Raw genomic sequence first — 22,315 nt, forward strand, 5'->3', positions numbered from 1 at the left:
CCTCGGCACCCCATGGAAGGACCGATCCGGGCGGCATCAGTAGGCGCCGGCGGGCGCGACGACGGCTCGCGCCGTCTTCCAGAGGATCGCGAGGTCCCCGGTCATCGACCAGTTCTCGACGTAGTAGAGGTCGAGCCGCACCGACTCCTCCCAGGAGAGGTCGGAGCGACCGCTGACCTGCCAGAGGCCGGTGATGCCCGGCTTCACGAGGAAGCGGCGGTTCACCCGCGCCTCGTACCGCTCGACCTCGCGCGGAAGGGGCGGCCGGGGCCCGACGAGTGACATCTCGCCCCGCCAGACGTTGATGAGCTGGGGCAGCTCGTCGAGGCTGTAGCGCCGGAGGATCCTCCCGACGGGCGTGACCCGAGGGTCGTCCTTCATCTTGAACAGGATCTCGTTCCCGCGGTCGCGGGCGGCCGACTGCAGCGCGCTCAGGCGCTCCTCCGCGTCCGTCACCATGGAGCGGAACTTGAGCATGCGGAACTCCGTCCCCTTCTTGCCGACCCGCAGCTGACTGAAGAGGACGGGCCCGGAGCTCGTCGCCTTGATCGCGATGGCGATCGCGAGGAACAGCGGCGCGAGCGCGACGAGCAGCGCGGACGAGACCACGATGTCGAAGACCCGCTTGGAGTACAGCGGGCGCCCCTCGTACCGCGGCGTCTCGACGTGCAGGAGCGGAAGGCCGGACACCGGACGGGCGTGCACACGAGGGCCCGCCACGTCCGTGAGGCTCGGGGCCACCACGAGGTGGCGTCGGCCCGGCTCGAGCTCCCAGCTCAGCTCGCGCACGCGCTCCGGCGGCAGGTCGTCCGAGCTCGTCACCGCGACCGTGTCCGCTCCCGACTGCTCGACGATCGCGGAGATGTCCCCGAGGTCGGACCAGAGCGGAATGTCGGTGCCGGGCAACGTCCCGCCGCCGCGCGCGTTCAGGACGCAGGCGCCGACGACCCGGTACCCGGCCGACGGGTTGCGGCGCAGGTCCTGCTCCAGGTGCCGCACGCTCGCCTCGGAGCCCACGAGGAGCATCCGGTACGAGTACTCCCCCGCCGCCCTGCGGGCGGTGAGCCAGCGGCGCCAGAGCCAGCGGGACGTCAGGAGCGCCGCCAGCCCGGCGCAGAAGGCGGTGAGGACGTAGACCCTGCGGAGGTCGCCCTGGTACAGGTAGGCGGCGACCGCCAGCAGCCCGAACACGATCACCGTCGCGTTGATCACCCGTCGGTACTCCGTGGCGTCCGCACCGACGATGCGGTGGTCCCGCGTGCCGAGGGTGTGCAGCGCGGTCCCCCAGGCGAGCGACACCACGACCGACACGAGTCCGTAGCGGACGACCATCGGGAGCACGGCGGCCGCCGGCAGCTCCCGGGAGTCGAGGGCGACGGCGACGAGGAACGAGGCGGCGACGGCCAGCCCGATCGCGAGGGCGTCGGTGAGGGCGAGCCGCCATCGGTAGTCGGACTGCCAGGTGGCTGTCCGAGCGACGCGTCGCGTCGAGATCGGACGCGCAGCGGTCAGAGAGTCGAGCATCGAAAATACCCCCGTGGTCGAGAGCCCCGTCGCTCGAGGAAGACCTGTGGGGGCAGGGTATCGCCCCCTTTTCGGGGGGTGCTAGGTCCTTCACAGACTGTTTACAAACCGGCGAGCCGCGCGTCACCACGGGTGGGGCACGCGGCCGAAAGCGCCTGCTGCGTCCAGTGTGCGCTAGTGGAGTGAGTGCTCACTCACTATGGTGATCGGGTGACCCTCACCGCCGACCACAACTCCCGCGAGCGCGCGAGGCCGCTCGCGCCGGGCGACCGGCGGGAGGCGATCCTCGACGCTGTCCTACCGCTTCTTCGTCAGCACGGCCGGGACGTCTCCACCCGTCAGCTCGCCGAGGCGGCCGGAGTCGCAGAGGGGACCCTGTTCCGGGCCTTCGGCGACAAGGAGTCGCTCCTCGAGGCCGCCGTCGCCAAGCTCCTCGATCCCTCGCCGCTCATCGCGGACCTGCGGGCGATCGACGCGTCCCTGCCGCTCGAGCGGAAGCTCGCGGAGATCCTCGCGCACGTCCGCGCGCGGTTCAGCGGGATCTTCCGGGTGATGGCGCTCCTCGGCATCAATCACCGGCCGCCGGCCGGTCCGGACCAGGGGCGCTGGATCGAGACGGTGTGCGAGCTCCTCGCGCCGCACGAGCACGAGCTGTCGGCGCCGCCCCGCACGGTCGCCTACTGGCTGCGGATGAGCGCCTTCGCCTCGACGCTCCCCTCGTTCAACGATCCCTACGAGTTCACGACCGACGAGCTCGCCCACCTGATCACGTCCGGGGTCGCGTGCAGCGACGGGAGGGCCTCCTGATGCTCGGCCGGCTGCTCGTCCGCTTCCTCCGCCCCGCGTGGCCGCTGCTGGTCGCGGTCGTCGTGTTCCAGTTCGCCCAGGCCATCGCGTCGCTCTACCTGCCGGCTCTCAACGCGGACATCATCGACGAGGGCGTCGCGGTCGGCGACACGGGGTTCATCCTCCGCACGGGCGCGCTCATGCTCGCGATCACCCTCGTCCAGATCGCCTGCTCGATCGCGGCGGTCTGGTTCGGCGCCAAGGCCGCCATGGGCCTCGGCCGGGATCTGCGCGGGGCGGTGTTCGCCCGCGTCGGAGACTTCTCGCAGCGGGAGGTCGACAGGTTCGGCGCCCCCTCGCTCATCACCCGCAGCACCAACGACGTGCAGCAGGTGCAGATGCTCGTGCTCATGAGCTGCACGATGCTCGTCTCGACGCCGATCCTGGCGATCGGCGGGATCATCATGGCGCTCCGCGAGGACGTGCAGCTCAGCTGGATCATGGTGGTCGCCGTGCCGGTCCTGCTGCTCGCAATCAGCCTCATCATCGCTCGCATGGGGCCGCTGTTCCGGCAGATGCAGGACCGGATCGACACCGTCAACCGCGTGCTGCGGGAGCAGCTGACCGGCATGCGGGTCGTCCGGGCGTTCGTCCGCGAGCCGGATGAGACGATCCGCTTCGGAGACGCGAACGCGGCGCTCACGGACACCGCACTTCGGGTCGGGCGGCTGTTCGCGCTGATGTTCCCGATCGTCCTGCTCGTGCTCAACGTGTCCAGCGTCGCGGTGCTGTGGTTCGGCGCCTTCCTCATCGAGGGCGGCAGCCTGCAGGTCGGCTCCCTCACCGCCTTCCTCAGCTACCTCGCGCAGATCCTCTTCGCGGTCATGTTCGCGACGTTCATCGCGGTGCTCCTGCCCCGCGCCATGGTGTCGGCCGACCGCATCGGCGAGATCCTCCAGACGGAGCCGACCGTCGTCCCGCCGGCCGACCCGATCCGCACGATGCCGGCGCCGGGCACGGTCGAGCTGCAGGGGGCGACGTTCGCCTACCCCGGCGCGGAGCAGCCGGTGGTGCGGGACGTCAGCTTCCTCGCGCGTCCGGGCACGACGACCGCGATCATCGGCAGCACCGGCGCGGGCAAGACCACGCTCGTGAACCTTCTCCCCCGCCTGTTCGACGTCACCGGCGGCGCGGTCCTCGTCGGCGGCGTGGACGTGCGCGAGGTGGATCCCGAGCTGCTGTGGAGCGTGATCGGGCTCGTCCCGCAGCGCGCGTACCTCTTCTCCGGCACGGTGGCGAGCAACCTCCGCTACGGCAATCCCGACGCGACCAACGAGGAGCTGTGGGCGGCGCTCGAGATCGCCCAGGGCCGGGACTTCGTCGAGGCCATGGCCGACGGGCTGGAGTCCTCGATCGCGCAGGGCGGGACGAACGTGTCGGGCGGGCAGCGCCAGCGGCTCGCCATCGCCCGCGCCCTCGTGAAGCGCCCGCCGATCTACGTGTTCGACGACTCGTTCTCGGCGCTCGACACCGCGACCGACGCCCGTCTCCGGGACGCGCTGTCCCGCGAAGTCGGCGACGCGACAGTGATCGTCGTCGCGCAGCGGGTGTCGTCCATCCTCGGCGCCGACCAGATCCTGGTCCTCGAGGACGGCGCCGTCGTGGCTCGCGGGACGCACGGGGAGCTGCTCGCGAGCTCGCCGGAGTACCGCGAGATCGTCGCCAGCCAGCTGACGGAGGAGACGGCGTGAGCACCGGAAACGCACCCGCGAGGCCCGCCGGGCCTCCTCGTCCCATGGGCGGCCGCCCCGGCGGACCGTTCGGCGGCCCCATCCCGGTCGAGAAGTCGATGAATTTCGGGCCGTCCGCGCGGCGCCTCCTCCGGCGCCTCCGGCCGGAGCGCGGCCGCGTCGCGCTCGTCATCCTGCTCGGCGTCCTCAGCGTCGTGCTCGCGGTGATCGGGCCGAAGCTCCTCGGCGAGGCGACCAACATCGTCTTCGAGGGCGCGATCTCGGCCGACCTGCCTCCGGGGGCGACGAAGGCGCAGATAATCGCGCAGCTCGAGGCGGCGGGTGAGACGCAGCGCGTCGACCTCCTCCGCGGGATGAACCTCACCCCCGGCCGGGGCATCGACTTCGGCGCGCTCGCCGGGGTGCTCGGCGTGACGCTCGCGGTCTACGTCCTGTCGTCGGTCTTCGGGTGGCTGCAGGCGCTCATCCTCAACGTGGTCACGCAGCGCACGGTCCTCCGCCTCCGCGAGGACGTGGAGCACAAGCTGCACCGGCTGCCGCTGTCCTACTTCGACCGGATGCAGCGCGGCGAGCTGCTGAGCCGGGTCACCAACGACATCGACAACATCTCGCAGTCGCTGCAGCAGACCGTGAGCCAGCTGCTCAACTCGCTGCTCACCGTCATCGGGATCCTCGTGATGATGTTCGTGCTGTCGCCGCTGCTCTCGCTCATCGCGCTCATCACGATCCCGCTCACCCTCCTCGTGACGACCCTCATCGCGAGGCGGTCGCAGAAGCTCTTCGTGCAGCAGTGGACCCACACCGGCACGCTCAACGCGCAGATCGAGGAGGGCTACTCCGGGCACTCGCTCGTCAAGGTGTTCGGCCGGCACCGGGAGGTGCGCGCCCGATTCGCCGAGAAGAACGAGGAGCTCTACCGGGCGAGCTTCGGCGCGCAGTTCGTCAGCGGCATCATCATGCCGTCGCTGATGTTCATCGGGAACCTCGTGTACGTCGCCATCGCGGTGGTCGGCGGCCTCCTGGTGGCGAACGGATCGATGCGCCTCGGCGACGTGCAGGCCTTCATCCAGTACTCGCGCCAATTCACCCAGCCGCTCAGCCAGCTCGGCGCGATGGCCAACCTGCTCCAGTCCGGCGTCGCGAGCGCCGAGCGCGTCTTCGAGCTGCTGGACGCGAGAGAGCAGAGCCCGGACCCGGAGCAGCCCGCGCGGCCGGCGCACGCCACCGGACGGCTCGCGTTCGAGCAGGTGTCCTTCCGGTACGAGGCCGACAAGCCGCTGATCGAGGACCTCTCGCTCGTCGCGGAGCCCGGTCACACGGTCGCCATCGTCGGGCCGACGGGTGCCGGCAAGACGACCCTCGTCAACCTCATCCTGCGCTTCTATGAGCTCGACGGCGGGCGCATCACGCTCGACGGCGTCGACATCACGACGATGTCGAGGTCGGAGCTCCGCTCCCGCATGGGGATGGTCCTGCAGGACACCTGGCTGTTCGCCGGCACCATCCGCGACAACATCGCGTACGGCCGCCCCGACGCCACCGAGGAGGAGATCCTCGAGGCGGCTCGCGCGGCGTACGTGGACCGCTTTGTCCACTCCCTGCCCGACGGCTACGACACCCTGCTCGAGGACGAGGGCGGCAACGTCAGCGCCGGTGAGAAGCAGCTGATCACGATCGCGCGCGCCTTCCTCGCCCGGCCCAGCGTCCTCATCCTCGATGAGGCGACGAGCTCGGTGGACACCCGGACCGAGCTCCTCGTGCAGCGGGCGATGAGCTCGCTGCGGAAGGACCGCACGAGCTTCGTCATCGCGCACCGGCTCTCGACGATCCGGGACGCCGACCTCATCCTCGTGATGGAGAAGGGCTCGATCGTCGAGCAGGGCACGCACGCCGAGCTGCTCGCCGCGGGAGGCGCCTACGCCGCCCTGTACGCCGCCCAGTTCGCGGCGCCCCTGGAGCTCGAGGAGCCGCTCCCGGCCGCCGGCTCCCGCTGACGCGGCGCCCGGCGCCGCTCAGCCGGACGCATCCGATGCCAGCCAGCTCATCCCCTCCTCGGCGATCTCCGGGGGAACGAGGTGCGGACCGGGGAACTCGCGGTAGGTCACGTCGAGACCCTCGTCCCGCAGTACGGGCACGATCCGCCGGCTCGTCCTGTCGATCGGCAGGACCTCGTCGCCGGTGCCGTGGCTGATGAAGACCGCCGGGTCCCCGCTGCGCCGGCCGGGCGGCACGAAGCCGGGCGAGAAGGCCACGATCCGGCTGAACAGGGCGCCGTTGGCGAGTCCCAGGCCGAGCGCGTAGGAGGCTCCGTCCGAGAACCCCGCCACCGCGATCCGCTCCGGGTCCACGGCGACCGTCCGGAAGACCTGCTCGAGCGCCAGGTCGATCAGGCGGAGGTCGGGACCGTAGCCCCCGCCCACGGCGTCCCAGGTGCTGCCGCGCGACGCGGGGGCGAGCAGGAGCAGGCCGCGTCCGTCCCCCTGACCCTGCAGGAGCGCGACCCCCGCCCACGCGTCCCCTCCTGCTCCGTGGAGCGAGACGACCAGCGGCGCCGCCCGGTCCTGCTGGATGCCGGCGGGCACGTGGAGCAGCGCGTCCCGCTCCGGATCCAGTCCGAGGGCGTGGGTGCCCGGGCCGGGGAACTGCTCCGCGGGATCCGCGGGACGCGCCGACAGGACCCCGGCCCCGGAGTCCCCGCCGCTCCTCCCGCGCTCGTCGCCGCGGACGGCGCAGGCGCCCAGCAGGCCGACGAGGGCCCCACCGACGGCGGTCGCCAGGAACGACCGGCGGGCGGGATCGGGCACGGCATCCGCGACATCGAGCACGGCCCTCAGCATGTGCGTGGGCGGCTCGCCCGTCCACCCGGTGGACGTCCGGCGGCGGCTGCCGGCCGGTTGCACGGCTCGGGAGCGAGGCTCCGTGCGGCGCCGCTGCGCCGGCTGGATAGCCTGGCGTCATGAGAATCGTCGTCGCCGGAGCGGGCATCGGCGGGCTCGCCACCGCCCTCAGCCTCGCCGCAGCCGGCTTGAAGGACGTGACGGTCTACGACCGCGTCGACGAGCTGACCGCCCTCGGCGTCGGGATCAACCTGCTGCCGCACTCGATGGCGGAGCTCACCGACCTCGGTCTCGGAGAGGAGATCGCCTCCCTCGGCGTCGCGCCGTCGGCCCTCTCGTACTGGAACCGCTTCGGGCAGCTGATCTGGAGCGAGCCGCGCGGGCTCGAGGCGGGCTACCGCTGGCGGCAGGTCTCCATCCACCGGGGCGAGCTGCAGCTCGCGCTCGCCCGCGCCGTCCGGGACCGCCTCGGCGCCGGCGCGATCCGCCTGAGCCACGCCCTACAGCGCGTCGAGGAGGGGACCGACTCGGACGTCGCCGTCTTCGCGACGCCGAACGGCGAGGTCAGGGAGAGCGCAGACCTTCTCGTCGCCGCCGACGGCATCTCCTCCTCGTTCCGCCGGCAGCACTATCCGGACGAGGGACGCCCGGTCTGGAACGGCCTCACCCTGTGGCGCGGCACCGCCGTCGCCCCCGCGTTCCTCGACGGGCGGGCGATGATCATGGCGGGCGACGGCGAGCAGAAGTTCGTCGCCTACCCGCTCACCGCCCCCGACGACGCCGGGAGCGCCCGCATCAACTTCATCGCCGAGCGCCGCGTCGGCGGCGACCAGACGGTCGACTGGAACCGCGCGGTGGACCCCGAGCCGATCGTCGAGCTGTTCCGCGACTGGCGCTTCGACTGGCTCGACGTGCCGGGGGTCATCGCGGCCGCGGACGAGATCCTCGAGTACCCGATGGTCGACCGCGACCCGATCCCCCGCTGGACGTTCGGACGGGCGACGCTGCTCGGCGACGCCGCGCACGCGATGTACCCGAACGGGTCGAACGGCGCCTCCCAGGCGATCCTGGACGCCCGCACGCTCGCCTTCCACCTGGCGACGGCCCCCGACGTGCCCTCGGCGCTCGCGGCCTACGAGGGCGAGCGCCGTCCGGCGACCGAGGCGCTCGTGCGCAGCAATCGGCAGCAGGGTCCGGAAAGGGTCATGCTGCTCGCCCACGAGCGCGCGCCGCAGGGCTTCGCCGACGTGCACGACGTCCTCCCCGAGGCGGAGCTCGCCGAGATCGCCGCGGGCTACAAGCGCACCGCGGGCTTCCTCCCCGAGATCCTCAATGACCGGCCGCCGCTCACCCCTCCGGTGCGACGGTGACGGGCGTGCAGCCGCCGGTCCCGGCTCTCGAGCCCGCGTTCCAGGTCGAGGTCGAGCTCGGCCCCCTCGAGGACCACGGCAGGACCCGCGCCGGTCACCGGAGGGTCGTCCCGATCCTCGGCGGCACCATCCGCGGCGCCTTTGACGGGACGATCCTGCCCGGCGGAGCCGACTGGCAGCTCGTGCGCGACGACGGCTCGATCGAGATCGACGGACGATACACCGGGCGCTCGGCGGACGGGTCGCTCGTGTACCTGCACGCGGTGGGCGTCCGCAGCGGGTCCCCCGACGTGCTCGAGGCCCTGCTGCGCGGAGAGGACGTCGATCCGCGCTCCTACTACTTCCGCACCGCGGTGACGATCGAATCGTCCAGCCGCCCGGAGTTCGAGCGGTCGCTCTACGTCGCCTCGTGCATCCGGGACGCGAACCGGGTGAGGTACGTCGCGTACCGCGTCACCTGACGCGCACTAGCGGCGCCCTCGCGGGAACTCGCGCCGGATGGCGACGACGGCCGCGCCGCGGGCCCACTCGAAGAAGTCGACCGGGTGCGTCACCACGTCGACCGCCTCCGCCTCGCCGGAGTGGTAAGCGGTGAGCCCGGCCGTGAGCGGTTCGTGCGCGGACTCCGCCAGCACCGCCTCCCCGGAGAGGATGATGCGCCGGACGGACGTGACATCGGCGATGATCTGGGCCGCCCGTCCCACCGCCCAGGCCGCCTCGCTGAGCACGCGCAGCGCGATCGCGTCGCCGCCGTCCGCGAGCGCGACGACCTCGGGAAAGGCCAGCGGCCGGCGGTGACCGACCGAGACCGCCGCGGTGATCGCGCCCGTGGTGGCGAACGACGCGAGGCAGCCGCGATGCCCCTCAGGGCACGGCGGCCCGCCGGCGTCGATCGGGAGATGCGCGGCGGGACCCGTCTCGACCGGGACGAGGGTCCCGCCGAGGACCAGGCCGTATCCGATGCCGGCCCCCACGGTGAGCAGTGCGAAGTCGGCATGCCCGCGGCCCCGGCCGAACCAGTGCTCGGCCTCGGTCAGACCGACCACGTCGTTCTCCACGTGCCCGGCCTCGCCGAGCGCGCCGTTCAGGAGGCTCTTCAGGGGCACGTCGCGCCACTGCAGGTACGGCGAGTGCACGACGACCCCGTCGCGGACCCGGCCGCCCAACGTGAGCCCGACGCCGTCGAGGCTGCGCCCCTCCGACGCCTGCAGGTCCTCGACCACGCCCCGGACGGCGCGGACCACGCTCTCCGGATCCGTCCGCGGCGGGAGGGGCACCGAGAGCTCCGCGAGCACCGTCGCCCGCAGGTCGGTGAGCACCGCGTAGGCCGTGTCCTGCGTCAGCTTGACCCCCGCGAACCGGTAGTCGTCGGCCAGGACGTCGAGCGGCATCGAGGAGCGGCCGAGCTGCGAGGTCCGCACGGCCCCCGCCTCGACGAGCACTCCGCTGCTCACGAGCGGCTTCACGAGGCGGGTGAGGCTGGCGGGCGACAGCCCCATCCGCGCGGCGAGCCGGGCGCGCGACTGGGGACCGTGGACGAGCACCTCGACGGCGACGGCGCGTGCCGTCCGGGGCATGGGAGAAGAGCGGTCGAGGTCCTCTAGAAAGTTTTGCTCCGGAATGATTTACTCCACGTTCATCGGGCGTTGCCCTGCTGTGAGCCTTCCGCGATCAGAGTCGAGGTGCTGAAGGACGTTGTCAACATTCCGACGCGAAATCAACGGTGGGCGCCGCCGAGCCACCCACACACTCACATTCCGCATCCCGTCTCCTAGGAGAGTCATGTCCCGCCGTTCCGTCCTGCCCGCCGCCGCGGGCATCGGTCTCGCTGCGCTGCTGATGAGCGGCTGCACGCCCGCCACGACGTCGTCCTCCGAGCAGGACGGCAGGCTCCGCTACCTCATCGAGGAGCAGGAGGATCCCGAGTTCCTGTCGACGATCGAGGCCCACATCGACGACTTCGAGGAGGAGAACCCCGGCATCACGGTCGAGGTCGAGGCCATGCCGTTCGACACCATGCGGACCGTGCTGCAGACGCAGCTGCAGGCCGGCGACGCGCCCGACGTCTTCAACTGGGGCTCCGGTCCGAGCTTCGCCGGGGCCCTCGCCGAGGCCGGGCTGCTGTACGACCTCACCGACGCGTACGAGGAGTACGACTGGCCGATCTACGAGTTCGCCAAGGAGCGCGTGACGGTGGACGGGAAGCTCATCGGCATCCCCGGCGACCTCGAGACCATCGGCATCTACTACAACAAGCAGATCTTCGAGGACCTCGGCATCGACGAGCCGCAGAACCTCGGGGACCTCGAGGCCGCCGCGGCGACGATCCTGGAGGCCGGCATCATCCCCTTCGCGGTCAGCGACCAGGAGGGCTGGCAGGCCGGTCACCTGCTCAGCATGACGCTCTCCAGCAAGGTGGGGTCCGAAGGCATCGCCGCGCTGGTCGAGGGCGAGGAGTCGTGGACGTCCCCCGACGTGCTGGAGTCACTGAGCCTCTGGAAGGAGTGGCAGGACGCCGGATACCTTCCGGAGTTCCCGACATCGATCTCCTACGACTCGGGAGCCGCGCTCTACTACTCCGGCGAGGCCGCGATGCTGCCGACCGGCAGCTGGTTCATCCCCGAAGTCGCGGCGAACACCGAGTTCGAGTCCGGATACATCCCCTTCCCGAGTGAGGACGGCAGGGGCATCTTCACCGCGGGGCTCGGCTCCGGGCCGCTCGTCGCCGCGAACACCGACAACGCCGAGGCCGCGCTGACGTTCGTCGACTTCATGGTGTCCGAGGAGCACGGACGGTGGGCCATCGAGAACCTCGGCACCATCCCGCCGTACCCGGTGGACACCGAGGGCGTCGAGGCGCTGCCGCTGCTGAAGCAGGTCATCGAGGACACCGCCACCTTCGCGAGCGGGGACGCGGACCTGGGGACGAACATCGACGTGGTCGCGAGCGACGCCTTCAACCAGGCGATGTACGACGGGTTCCAGGGCATCTTCACGGGCCAGCAGACCCCTGAGGACGTCGCCGCGGCTCTCGAGGCCGCTGCCCGGTCCTGATCGCCGAGGGGGAAGGGGACGAGCATGCGCACCTCGACCACGCCGCCCGTCACCCGCCGCGCCCAGGCGCGCCTGGGGCTGGCTCTCGTCGTGCCGCTGGTGCTCATCATCGCGGTCTTCTTCCTCTTCCCCCTCGGGAACGCCCTCTACTACTCGCTGCTCGACTACAACGGCGTCAACCCGACGCCGCCGTTCGTGGGGCTGGCCAACTACGTCGAGCTCGCCACGGATCCGGCGCTCCTCCCCGCGCTCGCGAACAACATCCTGTGGATCGTGGTCGGCACGGCGGCACCGATGCTGATCGGCTTCGCGCTCGCACTTCTCATGTGGCGCGTGAGGCGAGGGAGCACGTTCTACCGGATCGCGCTCTTCCTGCCCTACATCCTCCCGACCGTCGCGGTCGGCGTGGTGTGGGGCTGGATCTACGACCCCATCCGCGGCTGGCTCAACGCAGCCCTGCGCGGGATCGGACTCGGCGGCCTCGCCACCGGATGGCTCGGCAACCCGGACACGGCGCTCTACGCGGTCCTCGCGACGGCGGTCTGGACCGCGACGGGCTTCGTCTTCGTCGTGCTCCTCTCCTCGCTCCAGAACGTCGACAGCGAGCTGCTCGACGCCGCCCGGATGGACGGCGCGAACGGGGCGCAGCGGGTGTGGTACGTCGTCCTTCCGCAGATCATGCCGGTGTTCCTCATGATCCTGACCCTGACGCTCGTCGGCGGGTTCAGCGTCTTCGACATCATCTTCGTGATGACGGGGGGCGGTCCGGCGAACGCCACCGAGGTCCTCGGCACGTACGCCTACAGCAGCGCGTTCCAGCTCAACCGGATCAGCTACGGGACCGCGCTCGCGCTCGTGATCAGCGTCCTCGCGATCCCGTTCGCCGTCGCCCTCAACCGGCTCCAGCGCCGCCTGTCCCTCCAGGGAATGGGAACATGACCGCCGCCACGTCACGCGTGTCACCCCGTCGCCGGACCGGCACGATGAGCAGGCACGCGCTGCTCATCGTCCTGTCGCTGCTCACGCTCTTCCCGGTGATCCTCATCGTGTCGACCACGCTGAAGACGCGGCAGGACGTCAAGGTGAACCCCTTCGGCCTCTTCTCGACGTTCTCCTTCGAGAACCTCGAGAGGGCCTGGACCGTCGGCGACTTCGGCTCCTACCTCCTCGACAGCGTGCTGCTCACCGTCCCGAGCACGGCGCTCGCCGTCGTGCTGTCCACCATGGGGGGCTACGCCTTCGCGCGCCTGCCCTTCCCGGGACGCTCCGTCGCCTTCTACCTCGTCGTGCTCGGGCTGCTGGTCCCGTTCTTCGCGTACATGATCCCCCTCTACTTCCAGCTGCGCAGCATGGGGCTGCTGGACACGCTCATCGGGGTCGTCCTCGTCCTCACGAGCACGGGGCTCTCCTTCGGCACCTTCTTCATGCGCGCCTTCTTCTCGGACCTCCCCGAGGAGCTCGACCAGGCGGCCCGCATCGACGGAGCCTCGGAGGCGCGCATCTTCACGCAGGTCATGCTTCCGCTCGCGACCCCGGGCATCGGCACGCTGACGGTGTTCACCTTCCTGCAGAACTGGAACAACTTCCTCGTCCCCCTGCTCTACCTGCCGGGCGGCGAGTACCGCCCGCTCACCACGGGCCTCTACCTGTTCGCCGGCGGCCGGTCGGTGGACATCGGCCCTCTCGCCGCCGGCGCCCTCATCACGATCCTGCCCGTGGTGGTGCTCTTCATCGGGCTGCAGCGGCAGGTGACGGAGGGGTTCCTCTCCGGCGCCGTGAAGGGCTGACCCGTGCACGACGTCCTCGATCTGCGCGATCTCGTGCCCGACGAGGCGGAGGAGCTCCGAGTGAGCGGCTTCCCCGTGGGCGACCTCCTCGACCGGGCGCGGGCCGCAGCGGCGGCGGACGACCTCGAGGGGCTCGTGGAGGTGGAGGCGGAACTGGGATCGCTGCGGCGGTCCGGCGACTGGCCCTACGAGGAGCCGACCGAGGAGGCGGAGCTGCGGAGGCTCTGCGAGGGCGCCCCGGTGCTCCCGGTCGACGGCTCCGCACTTCCGCGGCGCATCCGCGGCGCCTGGCTCGGGCGGGCGATCGGCAACACGATCGGCAAGCCGGTCGAGGGTCTGACCCGGCATCAGGTGGGGCTGTACCTCAGCGCCGCGGCGCACTCCCCGCTGCGCGGATACCTGCCCCTCCTGGACCCGCTGCCCGCCGGCGTCGAGACCCTGCATCCCTCGGCCCCGATCGCGACGGCCGGCCGGTTCACCGACGTGCCGAGGGACGACGACATCGACTGGACGATCCTGGCCCTCCACGTGGTCGAGCGGCACGGACGCGGCTTCAGCACCGAGCAGCTCGCCGCGGCCTGGCTCGACCGGCTCCCCTTCCTGCAGACGTACACCGCGGAGCGGGCCGCCTACCGCAACCTGATCACCGGCGACAGGCCGCCCGTCACCGCGGTCCGGCGCAACCCGTACCGGGAGTGGATCGGGGCCCTGATCCGGGTCGACCTCTACGGGTACCTGAACGCGGGGCGTCCCGGTGCGGCGGCCGCCCTCGCCCTCACGGACGCGCGCCTGTCGCACACGGGCAACGGCGTGTACGGGGCCATGTGGGCCGCCGCGCTGGTCGCGTCGGCGCTGGGCGCGGACTCGCCGCGCCAGGCCCTCGACGCGTCCCTCGCCGTGGTCCCGGCGGGCTCCCGCCTCTCGGCCGGCCTGCGCGGAGTCCTCGAGCTGCGCGACAGCGGCGCCTCGCACACGGCGGCGCTCGACCACGTGGACCGCGAGCTCGGCGAGTACAGCTGGGTGCACACCCTCAACAACGCGGCGCTCATCGCGATCGCGCTGCTCTGGGGCGAGGACTTCCTGAGTTCGGCCGGCATCGTGCTGCAGGGCGGCAGGGACACCGACTCGAACGGCGCGACGGTCGGCAGCGTCCTCGGAGCGCTGCACGGCGACTCCGTCGTGCCGGCATCCCTGATCCAGGCGGAGCCGCTCCGGGTGCGCAGCGCGGTCCGTGACTTCGATCGCATCGGGATCGACGAGCTGGCACAGCGCACCCTGCGCCTCGCCCAGGAAGGCTGACATGCCCCCCACCTCCCCGCAGCTGCTTCCCGACGACGCCGAGACGCTCGACGTCTCGGTGCCGGTGCACCTCACCGCCGCGGGCGTGAGTCTCGTGATCGACCCGTCGGCCGCCGTCCCGCGGATCCTCTACTGGGGCCGCGAGGGGGAGTTCGCGCGGGACGACCTGCTCGCCCTCCGGCAGGACGCCGAGGGCATCCGCATCACGGAAGGCGTCACCGCGCCCCTCGCGGCCTCCGTCCTGGGCCTGCCGTCCGCGGGCTGGGTCGGCGCTCCGGGTCTCGAGGGGCACCGCGAGGGCACACGGTTCTCGCCGCTGTTCGAGCTCGCGGAAGCGGGGCTCCACGCCCTGCCGACGGGAGCAGCCGTACGCACGGCCGGGGTGGACTCGGACGCAGGACTGCGGCTCGAGATCACGATCGCGCTCCTCGAATCCGGGCTGGTCCGTCTCGAGGCGGAGCTCACCAGCATCGCGACGGGGACCTACGACCTGGAGGGGATGCGGCTGAGCCTGCCCGTGCCGACGGAGGCTCAGGAGGTCCTCGACTTCGCCGGACGGCACCTGCGCGAGCGGTCGCCGCAGCGGTCGCCGTTCCTCGTCGGGTCGCACCTCCGGGAGGGCCGGCGCGGCAGGACCGGATCCGACGCCACGCCGGTGCTCGCGGCGGGCGAGACCGGGTTCGGGTTCGGAGGCGGCGAGGTCTGGACGATCCACACGGCGTGGAGCGGCAATCACACGACCTCCGCCGATCTCGGCCTGGGCGGCGTGCGCGTGCTGAGCGGGGGCGAGCTGCTGCTGCCCGGCGAGGTCCGGCTCGCCGAGGGCGAGTCCTACCGCACGCCCTACGTCTACGGCTCGTACGGCTCCGGTCTCGACGAGGCGGCCCAGCGCTTCCACCGGCACCTCCGCAGCAAGCCCGGCGCGCCGGCCTCCTCACGGCCGGTCGTCCTCAACACCTGGGAGGCCGTGTACTTCCGGCAGGACCTGGCGAGCCTGGTGGCGCTGGCCGAGCGCGGCGCCCGCGTCGGGGCGGAGCGCTTCGTCCTCGACGACGGCTGGTTCCGCGGCCGCCGCAACGATCGGGCGGGGCTCGGCGACTGGCAGGTCGACGCCGGCGTCTGGCCGGACGGCCTCGGACCCCTGGTCGAGAAGGTCCGCGCCCTCGGCATGGACTTCGGGCTCTGGTTCGAGCCCGAGATGGTCAACGAGGACTCGGACCTCGCGCGCGCACATCCCGAGTGGATCCTCGCCCCCGGCGAGCGCCTCCCCCTCCCCGGCCGCAACCAGCAGGTGCTCAACGTCGCGAACCCGGAGGCGTACCGCTACCTGCTCGAGTCGATGAGCGAGCTGATCGAGCGCTACTCGATCGACTACCTGAAGTGGGACCACAACCGTGACCTGCTCGAGCCGGGCGACCGGGTCACCGGCCGACCCGGGGTGCACCGGCAGACCCGGGCCGTGTACGCGCTGATCGACGAGCTCCGCGCGCGCCACCCGGGCATCGAGATCGAGTCCTGCTCCTCCGGAGGCGGCAGGGTGGACCTCGGGATCCTCGAGCGCACGGACCGGGTCTGGGCGAGCGACTGCATCGACGCGCTCGAACGCCAGCAGATCCAGCGCTGGACGGGGCAGCTGCTGCCGCCCGAGTACGTCGGGTCCCACGTCGGGTCCCCGGTGGCGCACACGACGAAGCGGCGGCACACCCTCGCGTTCCGCGCGGCGACCGCCCTCTTCGGGCACTTCGGCATCGAGTGGGACCTGCGCGACGCGAGCGACGAGGAGCTCGAGGAGCTGGCGGCGTGGGTCGAGCTGTACAAGAGCGAGCGCGCCCTCCTCCACAGCGGGCGGACCTGGCGCGCCGACCATCCCGACCCGGCGTACTGGGTCCACGGAGTGGTGAGCGAGAGCGCCGACCGCGCCCTCTTCGCCTTCGTCGCGACGGGCACCGGCGTCGCCGCCCACCCGGGGAAGGTGCGCCTGCCCGGCCTGCGGGACGACCAGCGCTACCGACTGGAGGCCGTCGACCTCTGCCGGGAATCGCTCATGAAGGGAGGCGCCGGGCAGCCCGGGTGGACGGCCTCCCCTCAGTGGCTGCACGGAGGCACCCTCACGCGGGCCGGGACCCAGGCCCCGCGCCTCTACCCGGAGCAGGCGTTCCTGCTCCGCCTCGTGGCCGACGATCCCTCCTGACACCGCGACCGGAACGGAGAGCACCGTGCCCCACCTCGTACGCTTCGACTCCCCCCGCTCCGCATCGGTGGTGGAGTTCGAGCCCCCCGCCATCGGCCCCGGCGAGGTGGGACTCAGCACGCTCTACTCGGGCATCAGCGCGGGCACCGAGCTGACCGCGTACCGCGGCAGCAATCCGTACCTCACCTCACGCTGGGAGGCGGAGAGCCGGCTGTTCGTCCCCGGGACCACGACGCACGCGTACCCGCTCGACGGCTGGGGCTACGAGGAGGTCGGCATCGTCTCGGAGGTCGGCGAGGGCGTTCCGGACGACCTCGTGGGCGCGCTCGTCTGGGGTGCCTGGGGTCACAGGTCCGCCGCGGTGCGCCCCGCCGAGTACGTCCGGGCGCGGCGGATGCCCGACGTGGACGACCCCATCGTGGGGATCTTCGGCAAGATCGGGGCGATCGCCCTGAACGCGGTGCTCGACGCGGACATCCACGTCGGCGAGACGGTCGTCGTCTTCGGCGGCGGAGTCCCGGGCCAGATCGTCGCCCAGCTCGCACGCCTCAACGGCGGCCGGGTCCTCCTCGCCGACCCTCTGGCGGAACGCCGCGCGCTGGCCGAGCGGCTCGGAGCCTGGCGTGCCGTGGATCCCACGGCGGGCTCGGTCGCGGAGCAGGTGCGGGCGGTGACCGAGAACCGCGGCGCCGACGTCGTCATCGAGATCAGCGGCAGCTACCAGGCCCTGCACGAGGCGATCCGCACCGTCGCCTACAGCTCGCGCGTCGTCGTCGCGGGCTTCTTCCAGGGCGGCGCGGAGGCGCTCCGCCTCGGTGAGGAGTTCCACCACAACCGTGTGCAGCTCGTCGGGTCGCAGATCTCCGGCGTCTCCCCCGCACTCGCCCACCGGTGGAACGAGCTGCGCATGTCGAAGACCGCCCTCGAGCTCGAGAGCGCGGGGTCTCTCCGGCTCCGCGAGCTCATCAGCCACGTGGTGCCCGCCGCGGAGGCGCCCGACGCGTTCCGGATGCTCGACGAGCATCCGGGGAACGCCCTGCAGGTGGTCCTCGACTACCGGGCCTGAGCCCGGTAGCGAGGCGAAGCTCCGGCGGCGCCACCGCTCGAGTGCCGCAATCCGCGTTGCTCGGGCGTCCTGCTCAGCACGGGCGCACCGGCTGCCGCAGCAGCGTTTTCAGCTTCGCGGCGTCTCACCCGGGAACGCGCCTCGTGCGAGCGAGCGCAGCGACGGGTCGTTTCATGGAGCGCGCCCAGGAATCGACCGCCCCGAGGGTCACCGCGTCAGCGGTGTCCTCCGATTCGATCGCCGTCTTGGTGCCGGCCCCGCCCCGGCGAAGATCGACGAGCGAGAGCCCGTAGATGATCTCCAGACGGAAGGCGGACGTACTGGTGAACAGCTTCCCCTCGACGTTGATCCCGTACGCGTTGACCTTGGCTTCACCGGAGAACTCGGTGTACCGCTTCACGGTTATGTACTTCTGCACGACACCGACGACGACCGAGATCTTGCGGACGTCCGGGTCGGCGAGTATCTCCTGGGCCTCCGGAAAATCCTCCCATTCCTGGATGGCTGTTCTCCACGCGGGCCCTGTGTCCACGCGCGAGGAATAGTTGTCGATGATGCGGAGCTCGGCGACGTCCTTACCGCTCAGATCGAGGTTCGCGAGGCTGAGTACGTCCAACCCCGCACTCGCCTGCCGGTCGACGACGATCTCGCCGCGGACGAGTGGCGCCTTGAGGACGGTGGAGGGCTTCACCGTCACGTCCACCGGAAAGACGAAGGGACTGCTCTTGCTCGAGCCTCTCCGGGTGACGAAGACCTGTCCCAATGCCACCGAGGGGTCTGCGGTGAAGCTGTCGTCTTTCAGGAAAGCCATGCCGTCCTCGATCTGCATGGCTTTGCGGACCTCGTCCTGGGTGGCCCGCGCGGCGCCCTCCGAGAGCTCGTTCATGGCTTCGTTCACGTGCTTCGGCGACCTGTCAATGCCCATCCGACCCTCCGGTGCAACGTCGCGATCGATGGCTCTGGAGTAGCAGAGCTGCACATGAGGGTCAAGCGTGTTGGGACGCCGGGGTGTTCGGATCCTCACGTCCGGACGACCTCGCGAACCGGGATCGAGGCACCTCGACCGCGGTGAACCGCGGCACTCGGCGCGGAGAGGTCTCGGCGCTCGACCCGGTAGTCGGTCTTCAGGCTCCGGATCGACCGGACGCGTCGTAGCGATGCAGCACGAGCTGCGAGTCCGGCAGGACGCGCGCCTCGAGCAGGCGCAGCGGCGTGCGCGCGCCCGTGTACAGCTTCGTGCCCTCACCGAGCAGCGCCGGACCGACCAGGACCCGGAGCTCGTCGACGAGCCCCGCCTCGAGCAGCGGGTTCCACATGGTCGCGCTGCCGAAGACCACGATGTCCCGGCCCTCCTGGCGCTTGAGCTCAGTCACCTCGCCCGGCGCCTCGGCGACCGGCACCACGCGGGTCGTCGAGGCCCAGGGATCGCCCGGATCCAGCCGGAGGGTGTCCGACACCACGATCTTCTCGATGTCGCGGTTGCGGCGCCCGATCTCGCGCTCCAGCGGGGGCTCGTCCGGATCGTCGACCACCCGCGACCAGTAGGACGCGAACCCCTCGAACCCCCGCCGGCCGAGCAGGAGCGTGTCCGCGCCACGGAGGAGCTCGAGGTTGTGCGGGCTGAAGGCGTCGTCGAAGGGCAGCGCCATGACATCCCTCCCTGGTCCCTCGTGGAACCCGTCGAGCGAGGTGATCATGGAGACCACGAGCTTGCGCACCACCGCCTCCTTCTGCCGCAGACCCCGAGTGTGGCACCGCGACGCGGATGGGCAGAAGCCCGGAGCGCCAGTCCGCGATGCACTTGGAACCGTCGCTGATGCACGAGGAAGCGTCATCCCTCGCGCAGAACCTGCCGAACCCGGACCGGTGTCGGCGGGGTCGGCCAGGATGGTGTCGTGACGGGTCGTGGCTTCGTGTTGTTCGCGTCCCTGTCGCTCGCCTGGGGCATCCCGTACCTCCTGATCAAGGTCGCCGTCGAGGAGCTCGACCCCTCGATGGTCGTGTTCGGCCGCAGCGCGATCGGCGCTCTGGCCCTGCTGCCGCTGGCGCTGCTCCGCCGGCAGGTGCTCCCGGTGCTGCGCCGCTGGAGGCCGCTGCTGGCCTACACGACGGTCGAGATCGTCGTGCCCTGGTACTTCCTCAGCTCGGCGGAGACGCGGCTGCCGAGCTCGACGGCGGGTCTGCTGATCGCCGCGGTGCCGCTCGTCGGAGTCGCGGTCGCCTTCGCCTTCGGCCGGCCCGAGCGGCTCAGCCGCGGCAACTGGCTGGGCATCCTGTTCGGCATGCTCGGGGTCGCAGCCCTCGTCGGACTCGACGTCGCGGGCTCCGACCTTGTCGCCGTCGGTGAGGTCGCGGTCGTCGTCATCGGCTACGCGATCGGCCCGGTCATCCTCGCGCGCTGGATGACCGATCTGCCGGGCGTGGGAGTCGTCGCCGTCTCGCTGGCGCTCACCGGGGTCGTGTACGTGCCGATCGTGTCCCTGACCGGCGGCTGGCCGGCGGCCGTCCCGTCGGCGCCGGTGATCGGCTCAGTGGTCGCGCTCGCACTCGTCTGCAGCGCGGCGGCCTTCCTCATGATGTTCGCGCTCATCGCGGAGATCGGGCCGGTGCGGATGACGACGATCACCTACGTGAACCCGGCGGTCGCCATCCTCGCCGGCGTCCTGGTGCTGGGCGAGCGGCTCACCGTCTGGACGGTCCTCGGCTTCGTGCTCGTGCTCGCGGGGTCGTACCTCGTCACGCGACGCCGGGAAGCGGCAAAGACCCCACCGGAACCGGCCGCCGCGCCCGTCCTCGTCGAGGAGCCGAGCGTCCGGGTCCGCTGACCACACGGCCCCGATGCCCCCACCGCAACCGGGCCATACTTGTGCCACCGAGGGCTACCGACGAGGGGGCACCATGAGTGACGGCACCGGCGACACGCGTACGACGGTGGCCCCGCAGCCCTTCCGCACGACGAGGGGACCCTCGCCGCTGCAGGAGGACCAGATCGAGGTCCTCCGGCGCTACGGACGGACCCGGGAGGCCGAGGCCGGAGAGATCCTCTTCCGAGCGGGCGACACCAGGAACGACTTCCTCGTCGTCCTCCGGGGCGAGGTGCACGCCGTCGACGACTTCGCCGGCGAGATGCGCACCATGGGGGTGTTCGGCCCCGGCACCTTCCTCGGCGACCTGCACATGCTGACGGACCAGGGCGTGCCACTCTCGGCGGTGATGAGCGTCGGCGGGGAGCTGCTCGCCGTTCCCCGCCAGCAGCTGAAGAAGGTCGTCACGGAGGAGGCCAACCTCTCGAACGTGCTCCTCGACACCTTCATGGCTCGGCGCTCGTTCCTCGTGAAGATCGGGGTCGGACTGCGGATCATCGGCTCGCGGCACTCGCGCGACGCCACCCGCCTGCGCGAGTTCGCGACCCGCAACCGCCTCCCCCACGTCTGGATCGAGCTCGAGGAGGACAGCGACCGGGCGGACGCGCTGCTCGCACGCTTCGGCGCGACCCGGTCCGAGACGCCCGTGGCCATCTGGCAGGGCCAGGAGGTGCTGCGGAACCCGACGAACGCCGAGCTCGGCCGCGTCATGGGTCTCACCGTCGACTTCCCCCGGAACCGGACCTACGACCTGGTCGTGGTCGGCGCCGGCCCCGCCGGCTTCGGCGCCGCGGTCTACGGCGCGTCCGAGGGGCTCTCCACCCTCGCCCTCGAATCCGTGGCCCTGGGCGGGCAGGCGGGCACGAGCTCGCGGATCGAGAACTATCTCGGCTTCCCCGTCGGTCTCTCCGGCTTCGAGCTCGCCACCCGCGCTCTGGCCCAGGCCGACAAGTTCGGCGCGCAGACCGCCGTGCCCGAGGAGGCCGTCGGCATGACGAGGGAGGAGGGCGGCTTCCGCATCAGGCTCGCGGACGGGGGCGAGATCCTCGCTCGCAGCGTCATCGCCGCCACCGGCGCCCGCTACCAGCGGCTCGATGTGCCCGGCCTGGAGCGGTTCGAGGGCGTGAGCATCCACTACGCCGCCACCGAGGCGGAGGTCCAGCGCTTCGAGGGCGAGGAGGTCATCGTCGTCGGCGGCGGGAACTCGGCGGGACAGGCCGCCGTGTACCTGGCGGGACGCACGCGCAAGGTGCACCTGCTCATCCGCGGCGGCGACCTCCGCAAGGGCATGTCGCAGTACCTCGTGGACCGCGTGGCTCAGGCAGGGAACATCGACCTGCTCCCTCACACCGAGGTGAGAGAGCTCCTCGGCGAGGACCGCCTCGAGGGGATCGTGGTCGAGGACAACCGGTCCGGCGAGCGCCGCATCCTCGACGTGGCGGCGGCCTTCGTGTTCATCGGCGCTCAGGCCAACACGGCGTGGCTGCGCGGCATCGTGGAACTCGACAAGCGGGGCTTCGTCCTCACGGGCCGCAACCTGGACGCCGCCGTCCTCGAGAGCGAGGCCTGGCGAGGTCTCTCGCGCCCGCCGTATCGGCTGGAGACGAGCCTGCCGGGCGTGTTCGCTGCCGGCGACGTGCGCAGCGGCTCGATCAAGCGCTGCGCCTCCGCCGTCGGCGAGGGAGCGATGGCCGTGTCTCTGGTCCATCAATACCTGACCGAGACCGGACGGGCGAGCTAGCGCGGTCGCCCGGCTGAGGTCCCGCCCGCCGCAGCTCCTGGGTCC

General features: G+C 71.4%; 18 protein-coding genes. 13 read left to right on the forward strand and 5 right to left on the reverse strand.

The features are described from left to right. Positions 1-36: 36 nt before the first annotated feature. Positions 37-1,524 carry a sugar transferase gene (locus J3P30_RS02240; protein ID WP_210479326.1) on the reverse strand — a complete coding sequence of 496 codons (1,488 nt, stop codon included), beginning with the start codon at positions 1,522-1,524 and terminating at the stop codon, positions 37-39. A 210-nt stretch (positions 1,525-1,734) separates the two neighbouring features. Here J3P30_RS02240 and J3P30_RS02245 point away from each other — a divergent pair, with 210 nt between their 5' ends. Genes J3P30_RS02245 through J3P30_RS02255 form a run of 3 tightly spaced genes read left to right on the forward strand, consistent with a single transcriptional unit; the run spans position 1,735 to position 6,055 of the window. Further along, entirely contained in the window at positions 1,735-2,331 is a 597-nt protein-coding gene (locus J3P30_RS02245) for a TetR/AcrR family transcriptional regulator (RefSeq protein ID WP_210479327.1), read from the forward strand. After that, positions 2,331-4,061, forward strand: coding sequence for an ABC transporter ATP-binding protein (locus tag J3P30_RS02250; protein ID WP_210479328.1), 1,731 nt, complete (start codon positions 2,331-2,333; stop codon positions 4,059-4,061). The genes J3P30_RS02245 and J3P30_RS02250 overlap by 1 nt, the downstream gene beginning before the upstream one ends. Positions 4,062-4,105: 44 nt before the next feature. Then, on the forward strand, positions 4,106-6,055 hold the full coding sequence (locus tag J3P30_RS02255; RefSeq protein WP_210479329.1) for an ABC transporter ATP-binding protein: 1,950 nt from the start codon (positions 4,106-4,108) through the stop codon (positions 6,053-6,055). 18 nt (positions 6,056-6,073) lie between these two features. On the opposite strand, the gene J3P30_RS02260 is transcribed toward J3P30_RS02255, so the two are convergent. Further along, positions 6,074-6,886 carry an alpha/beta hydrolase gene (locus J3P30_RS02260; protein ID WP_210479330.1) on the reverse strand — a complete coding sequence of 271 codons (813 nt, stop codon included), beginning with the start codon at positions 6,884-6,886 and terminating at the stop codon, positions 6,074-6,076. A gap of 131 nt (positions 6,887-7,017) precedes the next feature. Between J3P30_RS02260 and J3P30_RS02265 the strand changes: the two genes are divergently transcribed. Both J3P30_RS02265 and J3P30_RS02270 read left to right on the forward strand, forming a co-directional pair. Then, a complete protein-coding gene (locus tag J3P30_RS02265) occupies positions 7,018-8,268 on the forward strand; it encodes a flavin-dependent oxidoreductase (RefSeq protein WP_210479331.1) in 1,251 nt (416 codons plus the stop codon). Further along, positions 8,265-8,729, forward strand: coding sequence for a DUF3237 domain-containing protein (locus tag J3P30_RS02270; protein WP_307807364.1), 465 nt, complete (start codon positions 8,265-8,267; stop codon positions 8,727-8,729). Before J3P30_RS02265 ends, J3P30_RS02270 begins: the two co-directional genes overlap by 4 nt. A gap of 6 nt (positions 8,730-8,735) precedes the next feature. Here J3P30_RS02270 and J3P30_RS02275 read toward each other — a convergent pair whose 3' ends face one another. Then, the gene (locus J3P30_RS02275; protein WP_210479332.1) at positions 8,736-9,845 is read right to left on the reverse strand and encodes an ROK family protein; all 1,110 of its coding nucleotides are present in this window, start codon (positions 9,843-9,845) and stop codon (positions 8,736-8,738) included. Between the two features lie 205 nt (positions 9,846-10,050). On the opposite strand from J3P30_RS02275, the gene J3P30_RS02280 reads away from it, so the two are divergent. The 6 genes from J3P30_RS02280 to J3P30_RS15505 are packed head-to-tail and all read left to right on the forward strand — an operon-like array spanning position 10,051 to position 17,665. Beyond that, entirely contained in the window at positions 10,051-11,322 is a 1,272-nt protein-coding gene (locus J3P30_RS02280) for an ABC transporter substrate-binding protein (protein WP_210479333.1), read from the forward strand. A 24-nt stretch (positions 11,323-11,346) separates the two neighbouring features. Further along, positions 11,347-12,261 carry a carbohydrate ABC transporter permease gene (locus J3P30_RS02285; protein WP_210479334.1) on the forward strand — a complete coding sequence of 305 codons (915 nt, stop codon included), beginning with the start codon at positions 11,347-11,349 and terminating at the stop codon, positions 12,259-12,261. After that, the gene (locus J3P30_RS02290) at positions 12,258-13,109 is read left to right on the forward strand and encodes a carbohydrate ABC transporter permease (protein ID WP_210479335.1); all 852 of its coding nucleotides are present in this window, start codon (positions 12,258-12,260) and stop codon (positions 13,107-13,109) included. The genes J3P30_RS02285 and J3P30_RS02290 overlap by 4 nt, the downstream gene beginning before the upstream one ends. 3 nt (positions 13,110-13,112) lie before the next feature. Then, positions 13,113-14,408, forward strand: coding sequence for an ADP-ribosylglycohydrolase family protein (locus tag J3P30_RS02295; RefSeq protein ID WP_210479336.1), 1,296 nt, complete (start codon positions 13,113-13,115; stop codon positions 14,406-14,408). Between the two features lies 1 nt (position 14,409). After that, complete coding sequence (locus J3P30_RS02300; RefSeq protein ID WP_210479337.1) at positions 14,410-16,599, forward strand: alpha-galactosidase; 2,190 nt, start codon at positions 14,410-14,412, stop codon at positions 16,597-16,599. 25 nt (positions 16,600-16,624) lie between these two features. Continuing rightward, positions 16,625-17,665 carry a zinc-binding alcohol dehydrogenase gene (locus J3P30_RS15505; RefSeq protein WP_210479338.1) on the forward strand — a complete coding sequence of 347 codons (1,041 nt, stop codon included), beginning with the start codon at positions 16,625-16,627 and terminating at the stop codon, positions 17,663-17,665. 124 nt (positions 17,666-17,789) lie between these two features. Here the strand turns inward: J3P30_RS15505 and J3P30_RS02310 are convergent, their stop codons facing one another. Then, positions 17,790-18,551: a hypothetical protein gene (locus J3P30_RS02310; protein WP_210479339.1), complete on the reverse strand. Its 762-nt coding sequence runs from the start codon at positions 18,549-18,551 to the stop codon at positions 17,790-17,792. Positions 18,552-18,789: 238 nt separating this feature from the next. Further along, complete coding sequence (locus J3P30_RS02315) at positions 18,790-19,383, reverse strand: dihydrofolate reductase family protein (RefSeq protein ID WP_210479340.1); 594 nt, start codon at positions 19,381-19,383, stop codon at positions 18,790-18,792. Between the two features lie 177 nt (positions 19,384-19,560). Between J3P30_RS02315 and J3P30_RS02320 the strand changes: the two genes are divergently transcribed. Beyond that, positions 19,561-20,490: a DMT family transporter gene (locus J3P30_RS02320; RefSeq protein ID WP_210479341.1), complete on the forward strand. Its 930-nt coding sequence runs from the start codon at positions 19,561-19,563 to the stop codon at positions 20,488-20,490. Between the two features lie 73 nt (positions 20,491-20,563). Continuing rightward, a complete protein-coding gene (locus J3P30_RS02325; RefSeq protein WP_210479342.1) occupies positions 20,564-22,270 on the forward strand; it encodes an FAD-dependent oxidoreductase in 1,707 nt (568 codons plus the stop codon). Positions 22,271-22,315 lie beyond the last annotated feature (45 nt).

Origin of the sequence: Naasia sp. SYSU D00948, from assembly GCF_017916515.1 — a bacterium.
Classification (GTDB): domain Bacteria; phylum Actinomycetota; class Actinomycetes; order Actinomycetales; family Microbacteriaceae; genus Naasia.